The sequence below is a fragment of the Sporomusaceae bacterium genome (assembly GCA_031460455.1).
Taxonomy (GTDB): Bacteria; Bacillota; Negativicutes; order Sporomusales; family UBA7701; genus Anaeroselena.
The window spans coordinates 847467-857696 of record JAVKTQ010000001.1 but is presented as its reverse complement, the minus strand read 5'-3'; the positions used below and the strand labels follow the sequence as shown (position 1 = coordinate 857696).

11 protein-coding genes are annotated in these 10230 nt (G+C 62.6%); 9 read left to right on the top strand and 2 right to left on the bottom strand.

Translation table 11 applies throughout. The features are described from left to right. Nucleotides 1-111: 111 nt before the first annotated feature. A complete protein-coding gene (locus tag RIN56_04515; protein ID MDR7866057.1) occupies nt 112-678 on the bottom strand; it encodes a nitroreductase family protein in 567 nt (188 codons plus the stop codon). Nucleotides 679-759: 81 nt separating this feature from the next. Then, entirely contained in the window at nt 760-1386 is a 627-nt protein-coding gene (locus tag RIN56_04510) for a hypothetical protein (GenBank protein MDR7866056.1), read from the bottom strand. A 144-nt stretch (nt 1387-1530) separates the two neighbouring features. Between RIN56_04510 and RIN56_04505 the strand changes: the two genes are divergently transcribed. From RIN56_04505 to nirJ2, 9 genes are all read left to right on the top strand, one after another. After that, nucleotides 1531-2190 (top strand): TMEM165/GDT1 family protein, encoded by a 660-nt coding sequence (locus tag RIN56_04505; GenBank protein ID MDR7866055.1) that lies wholly within the window; start codon nt 1531-1533, stop codon nt 2188-2190. Nucleotides 2191-2296: 106 nt separating this feature from the next. Further along, complete coding sequence (trxA, locus tag RIN56_04500) at nt 2297-2620, top strand: thioredoxin (GenBank protein MDR7866054.1); 324 nt, start codon at nt 2297-2299, stop codon at nt 2618-2620. An 84-nt stretch (nt 2621-2704) separates the two neighbouring features. Then, the gene (locus RIN56_04495; protein ID MDR7866053.1) at nt 2705-3397 is read left to right on the top strand and encodes a response regulator transcription factor; all 693 of its coding nucleotides are present in this window, start codon (nt 2705-2707) and stop codon (nt 3395-3397) included. Next, nucleotides 3394-4941, top strand: a complete 1548-nt coding sequence (locus RIN56_04490; protein ID MDR7866052.1) for an ATP-binding protein — start codon at nt 3394-3396, stop codon at nt 4939-4941. The genes RIN56_04495 and RIN56_04490 overlap by 4 nt, the downstream gene beginning before the upstream one ends. Before the next feature lie 24 nt (nt 4942-4965). After that, on the top strand, nt 4966-6516 hold the full coding sequence (locus RIN56_04485) for a 5'-nucleotidase C-terminal domain-containing protein (GenBank protein ID MDR7866051.1): 1551 nt from the start codon (nt 4966-4968) through the stop codon (nt 6514-6516). 66 nt (nt 6517-6582) lie between these two features. After that, nucleotides 6583-6789 (top strand): twin-arginine translocase TatA/TatE family subunit, encoded by a 207-nt coding sequence (gene tatA / locus RIN56_04480; GenBank protein ID MDR7866050.1) that lies wholly within the window; start codon nt 6583-6585, stop codon nt 6787-6789. Nucleotides 6790-6913: 124 nt separating this feature from the next. Next, nucleotides 6914-7930, top strand: coding sequence for a 4Fe-4S binding protein (locus RIN56_04475; GenBank protein MDR7866049.1), 1017 nt, complete (start codon nt 6914-6916; stop codon nt 7928-7930). Next, nucleotides 7927-9099, top strand: a complete 1173-nt coding sequence (locus tag RIN56_04470) for a radical SAM protein (protein MDR7866048.1) — start codon at nt 7927-7929, stop codon at nt 9097-9099. The genes RIN56_04475 and RIN56_04470 overlap by 4 nt, the downstream gene beginning before the upstream one ends. 6 nt (nt 9100-9105) lie before the next feature. Then, complete coding sequence (gene nirJ2 / locus RIN56_04465) at nt 9106-10089, top strand: putative heme d1 biosynthesis radical SAM protein NirJ2 (protein ID MDR7866047.1); 984 nt, start codon at nt 9106-9108, stop codon at nt 10087-10089. Nucleotides 10090-10230 lie beyond the last annotated feature (141 nt).

The window sequence follows — 10230 nt, the reverse complement described above, 5'->3', positions numbered from 1 at the left end:
CTGACGCCGCTTGAACAACGACGTCAGTCTGCGTAATTTCATGAAATCCTGCGATAGGCCTCTTTATTCGTGTCTATTGGATAGGGTTCAGTCCATTTTGCGGCCGCTTCGCTATTCTTTCCAGAAGAGTATCTCAGGTTCGTCGCGCGTCAGTTGCGGAATCCGGCCCTGGGGGTGGCCGACGATGAGCGGGGCGACGAGGTTGTAATCGGCGGGTACGCCGAGTACTTTTTTTGCCTCCGCCGTATCGAGCAGTGTCTCGGCGAAGCCGATCCAGCACGTGCCCAGGCCGAGGCCGTGGGCGGCGAGCATGAGGTTCTGGGCGGCCAGGCAGCAGTCGCCGTAGCTGTGGCGTCCCAGCGGCTTGGCGTAGATGACGATCAGCGTGCCGGCGGTGTAGAAGATGTTGAAGTCGGGATTTGAGAGCATGGCGCGGTATTTTTTGTGGGGCGAGTCGTCCAGGTCGCTTTTGCTTAGCAGCAGGCTTTTCGAGCGGTCGGAATAATCCTTGAGCAGCGCGGCGTCCTGGATGACGACAAAGCTCCAGGGCTGGGTGTTTGAGGCGCTGGGCGCCTGTACGGCGGCGTGGAGCAGTTTGCTGACGGTGGCCCTGTCTACTTTCTGCGCAGTATAGCTCCGCACCGACCGGCGGTTGGCGATCGCTTCCGTGAGGTCCACGTAGATCTCCTCCTGGCAGGAATTTTTATCTAGTATGATAGCAGAAGGCCGGTCGGTTGTAAAGTTGACATAATTGATATGTCAGCCGGCTTCCTCGGACGGCGGCTCGCCGGTCAGGTCGTAGAGGGCGGCGATGAAGGAGGCCACATGATCTTTCTCGTCGTTCATCAGGTGGCAGAAGTGATGGCAGCAGGTCGAGTCGGACGCTTTTTCCATGTACTTCTGGTATTTGTTGATTGCCTCGAGCTCGCTTGTGAGCGCTTTGGTCAGCAGGCAGACGGGGGTAAGGTCGTTTTCCGTTTCCTGAGCAGGCGGCACAACCATAGTTTCGGCCTCCAGCGGGCAGGCGCACTCGGGCTGCCAGCCGGCCGCCCATTTCGGCGTCATGCCACGCTGCGTGAGGAGGGCGTCGAGACCTACTTCCTCGAGCGCTTCGGCCTGGACGCTGTCGAGCGCGGCGATATGGCGTATGGTCATGACGAAGTGCCGCATTTCGTCTTCCGCCGTGTCGAGGAAAAGGCGCCTGAGGTCGCCGCATACCATGGCGGCCGCCTCGAGGTAGAAAAGGATGGCTTCGCGCTCGGCGATGGCGGCGTCCCTGAGCATTAGTAGACAGGGGTCGTCGGGACAGCATTCGTGGTGATGGTTGTCGTGATGGTGGTGTTCGTGGCTCGGGGGGCCGGTTTTTTTGGCCCGGGTTTTCTTCATTGTCGATTCCCCCTCAAAAATATTTTGGTCATTTTATGGTATGTAAGTTTACGGAAAAAGGTTCATAATGCTTCCCCGCCTTCTTCCGGTTCTGCTGGCCGCCTATCGGCCATACTAACAACAGCCGAATTAAGGAGGGATGGTGTGACTGCGTTTTTCGCTTCGCTGTTTCTCGTCCTGCTGGCCGAGATGGGTGACAAGACCCAACTGCTTGCCATGGCTTTCGCCGTCCGTTACCCGTGGCCGACGGTGCTGGCAGGCGTTTTCGCCGCCACCGTCGTCAATCACCTGCTGGCGGTGGAAGCAGGCAACTATCTGACAAGGGTGGTGCCGCTGCAGTATATCCAGATTGCGGCCGCTGTGTCCTTCATAATCTTCGGTCTCTGGACTCTCCGCGGCGACGAGCTGGCCGGCGAGGCCGACGCTGTCCGTCGCAGCCCTTTCTGGACGGTGGCGATCGCCTTTTTCTTCGCGGAGATGGGCGACAAGACCCAGCTTGCCACTATGGCGCTGGCCGCCCAGTACCAGACGGTCGTCCCGGTGTGGCTGGGGACGACCGCCGGGATGATGGTCGCCGACGGTATCGGCATCGGGGTGGGGGTGGTCATGGGGCGGAGTATACCCGAGCGTCTGGTGAAATGGGGTGCGGCGCTGATCTTCATTGCGTTCGGACTCGCCGGCCTGTACCGCTATCTGCCGCCGGGCCTGATCTCGCCTGCCGTCGCCGCCGTCGGCCTCGCTTTCCTGGCGCTGGCCGCGTATTTCGCTGTCCGGATGCAAGGCGGCCGCCTGCCGGGCGACTAGGCCGAAAGCGTGCCTTGACTTTGATGGGGAAATATTTTACAATAAAAACAAACCCCCCCGAGGGGGGGCGGACAGCAGGAAACATTGCACAGGAAGGAGAATCTGCATGTCAATAGTGAATATTGCCAATCAAGCCGATTTTGCCGACAAGGTGTTGAAATCCGCCCAGCCGGTGCTGGTTGATTTCTGGGCGCCGTGGTGCGGCCCATGCAAGATGGTGGCGCCTGAATTGGAAGCCGTTGCCGCCGACTACGACGGTAAGGCAGTCGTGGCCAAGGTCAACGTCGACGAGCAACCCGAGCTGGCCGGGCAATTCAAGGTCATGGGCATTCCGACCATGGTGGTCTTTAAGAACGGCGCGGAAGTCAACCGCATCGTCGGGTTCCGTCCTCGCCGGGATATCGCTGCGGCCATCGACGGAGCCGTGTAAAACGTGTAGGCAAGAAAGGCGGGATACCCCCGCCTTTTTATTTTACGGCTTATATAAGCCGCAAACTGGGAAGAAGGTGAACCGATGTCCGGACCGCTGGTTCTCGTTGCCGATGACGACGCCCAGATAAGAGAATTGCTGAAGCTGTACTTTGTCAAGGAAGGCTTCACGGTGGCCGAAGCGGCCGACGGCGCGGAGACGATCGTCAAGGTGCAGCAGCTTTCGCCCAGCTTGGTCATCCTCGATATTATGATGCCGGTGCTCGACGGCCTGGAGGCGTGCCGCCAGATCCGCAAATTTTCCCGTGTGCCGATAATCATGCTGACCGCCAGCGCCGACGACGACGACCGCATCCTTGGCCTCGAGACGGGGGCGGACGACTATATCGGCAAGCCCTTCAATCCCCGTGAGGTGGTGGCGAGGGTCAAGGCGGTGCTGCGCCGCTCGCCCGGAGCGGAGGAAGCCGCGGCCGATACCCTGCGGTTTCCCAATCTGGATATTAACCGCGGCGAATATACCGTTACCGCGTTCGGTCGCACCGAGCCCCTGACCGCCAAGGAGATGGAACTGCTGTGGCACCTTGCTTCCCACCCGGCCCGCGTTTTTTCCCGCGAGCAGTTGCTGGAGTCGGTGTGGGGCTATACGTACTGCGGGGATACCCGCACTGTCGATACCCATATCAAACGCATCCGTCAGAAGATCGGCGCCCAGGACAGCACCCCCTGGGATATCAAGACGGTATGGGGGGTCGGCTATAAGTTTGAGGTGAAAATGTGAGAAACTCGCTGCAGCGCAGGCTGCTGTACAGCTATATAATGGTGGTGGTGCTGGTGCTGGCCTGCGTGTCGGCCGGCATTTCCCTCCTGCTGCGCGAGTACTTCCTCGCCAGCAAGCAGCAGGAACTGGTCAATAAGGGCTATGAGCTCGGGCGCTTGGTTGAGAGCTATAACGAGGGCCGCATCGACCAGACGCAGTTCACTAAGCTGATCGACAGCGTCGACGCCTTCCTTGGCGCCCGCGTGTGGGTGGTCGACGACGCGCGGCGGGTAGTCGCCATTTCGACGCCGCCCGGCAGTGTTATGGGACGCGGCCAGGGCGGCCCCGGTATGGGCCGTGGCCCCGGCCTGGGCCAGGGAGGCCATGGTATGGGGCAGGGAGGCCATATGGGCCCCGGCGGCCACGGCATGGGCCAGGGAAACCTGCTGGCGCGGGCGCTGGCCGACCGGTTGGAGCCGGTTTTTGACGGCCAGGTTTTGGCGAGAAGTTTCTATCACCCCACTTACGCCGAGAATATGCTGATTGTCGGCGTGCCGCTCTTTAAGGCGGACGGGACGGTGAGCGGCGCCGTCATCCTTAACTCCCCGGTCCGCGGCGTCGACGAGTTCCTCACGCGTTTGTATTTTTACATCGGCGGCTTGGGTCTCGCCGCCCTGCTGCTGACGTTTTTCCTTGTCCGCCGGTTGGCCAGCGGCATCACGCGCCCGCTTCGCGATATGCAGGAGGCGGCGGCCACGATGGCCCGCGGCGACTACGCCATCAGGGTGAAGGCGGACGACGGCGACGAGGTCGGGGAGCTTGGCCGGTCGCTTAACGCGCTGGCCCAGGAACTCGGCCGCTTTGTGGCCAGTACAGCCAGGATGGAGAAGCTGCGCCGCGATTTCGTCGCCAATATTTCTCACGAGCTCAGGACGCCGCTGACCGTTATCCGCGGCTATACGGAAGCCCTCCTCGACGGCACGGTGCAGGAGCCGCGGGAAGCCGAGAAGTACCACCGCGTGATGCGGGACGAGACGGTGAGGTTGGAGGGGCTGATAAACGAGCTGCTTGATCTCAGCCGGCTGCAGGCCGAGGGCGCCGTTCTGGCGATGGAGAAGATTCCGCTGGCGGCTATCGCCGACAGCGTTGTGTCACTGCTTACGCCCCGGGCCGAGCAGGCCGGGGTGGCCCTGGCGCTGGCGACGGACGGCGAGACGGCGGTGAACGGTAATGGCGACCGCCTCACCCAACTGTTGCTGATTTTACTCGACAACGCGCTGAAGTTCACCCCGCCTGGAGGGAAGGTGACGGCCAGCGTCACTCGCTCCGACGGCGAGGTGCGGCTGCAGGTGGCCGACACCGGCAGCGGCATCTCCCGCGAGGATTTACCGTTCATCTGGGAACGGTTTTACAAGGGGGACAAGTCCCACGGCCGGACCGCCGCCGGCACCGGTCTCGGGCTGGCCATAGCCCGCGAGATCGTCGCCCGCCACGGCGCCCGCGCCGAAGTGGCGAGCGAACTCGGCAAGGGGAGTACGTTCACCGTTTATTTTCCCGCCGGATGATTGCCAATTAGGAGGTATTCGCTGATGATTACCCGTTTCCGTCGACTGGCAGCCGTACTTTTGCTCCTGGCTTTGGCGCTTTCGCTGACCGGCGTCGCCGCTGCGCCCCAGCCGGGTGTGGTCAGTCTCGACATCCTGACGGTCAACGATTTTCACGGCGCCCTGGCCGCCGAAGGCAAAAACCCCGGCGCGGCCGCGCTGGCCGCCTATCTCAGGGCGGAACGGGACAAGAACCCGGACGGCACGCTTATCCTTAGCGCCGGCGACATGTTCCAGGGTACTCCCGATTCCAATCTGCTGCGCGGCAAAACGGTGGTCGCGGTGATGAACGCGGTGGGCTTCGACGCCATGGCCCTGGGCAACCACGAATTCGACTGGGGGCTGGATGTGCTCAGGGAACGCATGGCGCAGGCCGCTTTCCCGATGTTGTCCGCCAACATCCTCGACAGGAGCAGTGGCCGGCGGGCCGAGCTGGTCGCGCCGTATGTCATCGTGGAACGCGACGGTGTCAAAATCGCCGTCGTCGGGCTCACGACCCCCGATACGGCTGTGACGACCAATCCTCGAAATGTACAGAATTTCGTATTCGCCGACCCTGCCGCGACGCTGAAGGCGCTGATTCCTGAGTTGAAAGCGAAGGGCGCGGACGTTGTCGTCGCCCTTGCCCATCTGGCGAGCTATCCCGGCGAACCGCCGACCGGCGAGGCGGCCGACCTGGCCGCGGCGGCGGGGAGCGATCTGGCCGCCGTCGTCAGCGGACATTCCCATCTGAAGGTAGCCGGAAAGGTGTCTGGCGTGCCGCTGGTGCAGGCTTACTATAACGGCCGTTCAGTCGCGGCCGTCCATATCGCCTACAGCGCTGCAAGCGGCGAAGTGCTCGGCGCGACGGTCGAAGTGAAGGACGTGCCGCCCGGCCTTGTCCCCGACAAACGGGTGGCGGCGATTGTCGCCGCTGCCCAAAGCGAGATCGCGCCGGTGAAGGGGCTTATCCTCGGCCGGGCTGAGACCGCCCTGCCCCACGACCGCTTCCAGCTTTCGCCGCTCGGGCAGTGGGCGACCGACGCGATGCGCCAGGCCGCCAAGGCGGATATCGCCCTGTGCAACGGCGGCGGCCTTAGGACCGGGCTGGCGGCGGGGACTGTCACCCTCGGCGATATGTACGCGGTGATGCCGTTCGACAACGACCTGTTCGTGGCCGAGATGACAGGCGCCCAGGTGCTGGCCGCCCTCGAACATGGCATCGCCAATCCCAAGTATGGCACACTCCAGTTCTCCGGCCTCACGGTCGATTACCGCGCCGCGGCCCCGGCCGGCCGGCGGGTGGCGGCTGCGACAATGGCCGACGGCAGCCTGCTGGCAGCCGATAAGACTTATCTGGTGGCTGTGAGCGATTTCCTCATTGCCGGCGGCGACGGCTACGACATGATCAAGGCGGCAGCCCGTCACACCAATACATTCCTGACGCTGCGCGATGCACTGGCCGAAGCGGTCCGGAAGGCGGGCGTGATCCGCTTCCGGGGCGACGGCCGGTTGAAAGAGCTTAGCAGGAGCGCGGCCCTGTTTATTGCGGCATAAGAAAATATTCATTGTCTAAACTCGTCCTGTTTGCGATAATGTAATTATTCAGAGAGGAGGCTTATTATGTTCAATATCGGCATGACCGAACTGATACTGGTGCTGGTTATCGTTCTCGTCGTCTTCGGGCCCTCGAAGCTGCCGGAAGTAGGCAAGGCGATCGGTAAGAGCATCCGCGGCTTCAAAGAGGAGACCAACGGCGTGAGAGAAGAAATACACAACGCTACCGCTCTGGAAGCGCCCCCCGCCAAGGATCAGGGGAAGACGTCCTAAACCTAGCCTTTGCTTGAATGCCGGGCAGGCGGGACCTATCCCGGGATCAAGGTCAACATTCCGAGGCTGCTTTCGTGACCGGAAGCCGCCTTTTCTTATCTATTCCCTCGCGAGGAGGAATACTATGCCGGTGGCAGTCGACCGCCAGCTTTGCCTGAACGACAACTACAAGCGCATGCAGTGCCGGCGCTGCGCCTCGGCCTGCCCAAACGGGTGCATCGACGACAGCCTCGCCGTCGATGCCGGCCGCTGCACCGACTGCGGGCTGTGCCTTACGGCCTGCCCGGCCGACGCGGTGACGGGCGAGAGTTTTCCCCGCGCTCCCCTGGACAAGGCTTTGGATGATCCGGCTGCTCCGCTGCTGTTTGCCTGCCGGCGACGGCGGGAGGACAGCCCCTGGCCTTGCCTGGGCTTTATCGACGGCCGCCTGCTGCTGGCGATGTCCGGCAGCGGCAAGGACGGCGCCCGGCAGCTTGCCGTGGACGATACCGCCTGCGCGGCCTGCCGGCCGGAGGTGGCGGCCCACCTGGAGGCGACGATTGCCGAGACGAACCGCCTGTTGTTATCGGCCGGCAAGCCTGCTGTCGTGCGGGGCGAAGCAGCCGCGCGCGAGACGGCGAAGGAACGGCCCATCTCGCGCCGGGCGTTTTTTGCCTCCCTCCTCGGAGCGACGGTCGACACCGTCCGCGAGGTGGTGGCCGCGGGCGCTGGCGGCCGTGAGCGCCTGCCTCGGCAGGATTGGTTCGCCAGCCACGCCGGCGCATTCAGGTCCGCAACGCCGTCGCCCTTTTTCACCGCCGTGACCATCGGCGAAGCCTGCCTGGCCTGCGGCCTGTGCATCAGGATCTGTCCCAACAAGGCTCTTACCGCCGAAGACCACGGCACCGCCCTCGACTTTTACCATCGACCGGGGCGCTGCACGGGCTGCGGCCTATGCGCCGCCCACTGCCCGCAGGGCACGCTGGCGGTGGCGCCCCCCGGGCGGCCGGAGCCTTATCACGTAGCCAGACGCGACCTGCCCCTCTGCCAGAGCTGCGGGCAGGTCTACCAGCCGGTCGGCAATCAGCCGGTCTGCATCGAATGCCTGCTGAAAAACACCAGCCGGAGTATATTACCGCAAAACACGGAGGATAACGAATGATTGGTTGTACTAAATTACTCTGCGGCACGGCGACCATTTCCGATATCGTCAAATACGGCCGCAGCTCCCGCGATCTGCCGCCCCACATGCTGCAGTTCTCGTCCGACGCCACGCCCATCGTCGTCTGGAACATGACAAACCGCTGCAACCTGAGCTGCCGCCACTGCTATATCGAGGCGGAGGACCGCGCTTACAAGGGCGAGCTGACCACCGCCGAAGCCAAGATCTTCATCGACGACCTCGCGGCCATGAAGGTGCCGGTGCTGCTATTTTCCGGCGGCGAGCCGCTCATCCGCGAAGATCTGTTCGAGCTGGGCGCGTACGCGGTGGCCAAGGGCATTCGGCCCGTCATCTCGACCAACGGTACGCTCATCACCCCCGAGGTGGCCCGCAAGATCAAGGAAACCGGCTTCCAGTACGTGGGCATCAGCATCGATGGCGACGAAGAGGTGCACGACTTTTTCCGCGGCCGCAAGGGCTGTTTCGCCGAAACGCTGCAGGGCATCAGGAATTCGCTGGCCGCGGGCAATAAGACCGGTGTCCGCTTCACCGTCAACAAGCTCAACCGCCATACCCTGCCGGAAATTCTCGACCTGGTGGAGAGGGAGAAGATCGCCCGCTTTTGCATGTATCACCTCGTCTACGCCGGCCGCGGCAAAGGCATAGCCGACCTGGACACCACCGCCGAGGAGAAGCGGCAGACTATCGACCTCTTAATCGAGAAGACGCTTGATTTCAACCGCCGGGGGGTAGAGGTGGAGATTCTCACCACCGACAATCACGCCGACGGCATCTATATCCTCCAGCATATCGAACGCACCCAGCCGGAGAGGGTGGAGGAGATAAAAAATCTGCTGGCGATGCACGGCGGTTGCTCGGCCGGCGAGAAGATGGCCAACGTCGATCCGCGCGGCGACGTGCATGCATGTCAGTTCTGGGGCCACGCCACCCTCGGCAATGTCCGCGAGAAACCGTTCAGCGCCATCTGGCAGAAGAGCCAGGACGAGTTTCTTCTCAAACTCCGCGACAAGGCTGCCCACATCGAGGGCCGCTGCGGCGAGTGCCGTTACAAGAGCCTGTGCGGTGGCTGCCGCATCAGGGCCGAGGCGGCCACCGGCAACCTATGGGGCGAGGACCCAGCCTGTTATCTGGCCGACTGGAAGGAGTAGCCCGCCATGATTATATCCTGGAATACGACCCGGGCCTGCAACCTCAGCTGCGTGCACTGCTACCGCGACGCCGGCGCCGCCGAAAGCGGCGAGCTGACGACAGCCGAAGGCAAGAAGCTGCTGGCGGAGATCGCCCGCGCCGGTTTCAAAATCATGGTTTTCAGCGGCGGCGAGCCGCTCATCCGCCCCGACATTTACGAACTCATCGCCTACGCCAGGAAACTCGGCCTCAGGCCGGTGCTCGGCACCAACGGCATCCTCATTACCCCGGAGACAGCCGCCAGATTAAAGGAAGCGGGAGCGGCGTGCGCCGGCATAAGTCTCGACAGCCGCGACAAGGCGAAGCACGACTGGTTCCGCGGGTACGAAGGGGCGTGGGAAGAGACGATGAAGGGCATCGCCGCCTGCCGTGAAGTCGGTCTGCCGTTCCAGATCCATACCACCGTAATGAACTGGAACGAGGAGGAAGTTACGGCGATAACCGATCTGGCGGTGGAGCTGGGGGCGGTGGCGCACCACATCTTTTTCCTCGTGCCTACCGGCCGGGGAAAAGATATCGAGGAAACAACCCTCAAAACCCGGCAGTACGAAGCCCTGCTGGAAAGGATTCTCGCCAAGCAGGCCGAGGTGCCCATCGAGCTCAAGCCCACCTGCGCCCCCCAGTTCATGCGCATCGCCAGGCAAAAAGGCATCCCGATGCGCTTCACGAAGGGCTGCCTCGCAGGCACCACTTACTGTGTGATCCTCCCCAACGGCGACGTGCATCCCTGCCCGTACCTGCCGCTGAAGGCCGGCAACGTTCGCGAGGCGCCCTTCGACGCTATCTGGCGGGACAGCGCCCTCTTTGGCGAGCTGCGCCATCAGCCCCTCAAGGGCGGCTGCGGACGCTGCGGCTACGGCGATATCTGCGGCGGCTGCCGGGCCAGGGCCTATTATTATTCGGACGGCGACTACCTGGCCGAGGAGCCGTGGTGTGTCTGCGGGCGTTGAGCTTGAGTCAATGACAGGGGCATACCCTGTCATTACTTTTACTTATGTCCCCCCTCCCAGGGGGGATAAACAACGCCTATATCATCATAAAAAAATGCCTTGTTCAGCCGCGGCCGTTTCTCTGATACGATTAAGTAGAGA

What these genes read in the sequence shown, in the direction of transcription:
- RIN56_04510 (MDR7866056.1), bottom strand. Translation starts at nt 1,386, where the DNA reads ATGAAGAAAACCCGGGCCAAAAAAACCGGCCCCCCGAGCCACGAACAC.
- trxA (MDR7866054.1), top strand. Translation starts at nt 2,297, where the DNA reads ATGTCAATAGTGAATATTGCCAATCAAGCCGATTTTGCCGACAAGGTG.
- RIN56_04495 (MDR7866053.1), top strand. Translation starts at nt 2,705, where the DNA reads ATGTCCGGACCGCTGGTTCTCGTTGCCGATGACGACGCCCAGATAAGA.
- RIN56_04485 (MDR7866051.1), top strand. Translation starts at nt 4,966, where the DNA reads ATGATTACCCGTTTCCGTCGACTGGCAGCCGTACTTTTGCTCCTGGCT.
- tatA (MDR7866050.1), top strand. Translation starts at nt 6,583, where the DNA reads ATGTTCAATATCGGCATGACCGAACTGATACTGGTGCTGGTTATCGTT.
- RIN56_04475 (MDR7866049.1), top strand. Translation starts at nt 6,914, where the DNA reads ATGCCGGTGGCAGTCGACCGCCAGCTTTGCCTGAACGACAACTACAAG.
- RIN56_04470 (MDR7866048.1), top strand. Translation starts at nt 7,927, where the DNA reads ATGATTGGTTGTACTAAATTACTCTGCGGCACGGCGACCATTTCCGAT.
- nirJ2 (MDR7866047.1), top strand. Translation starts at nt 9,106, where the DNA reads ATGATTATATCCTGGAATACGACCCGGGCCTGCAACCTCAGCTGCGTG.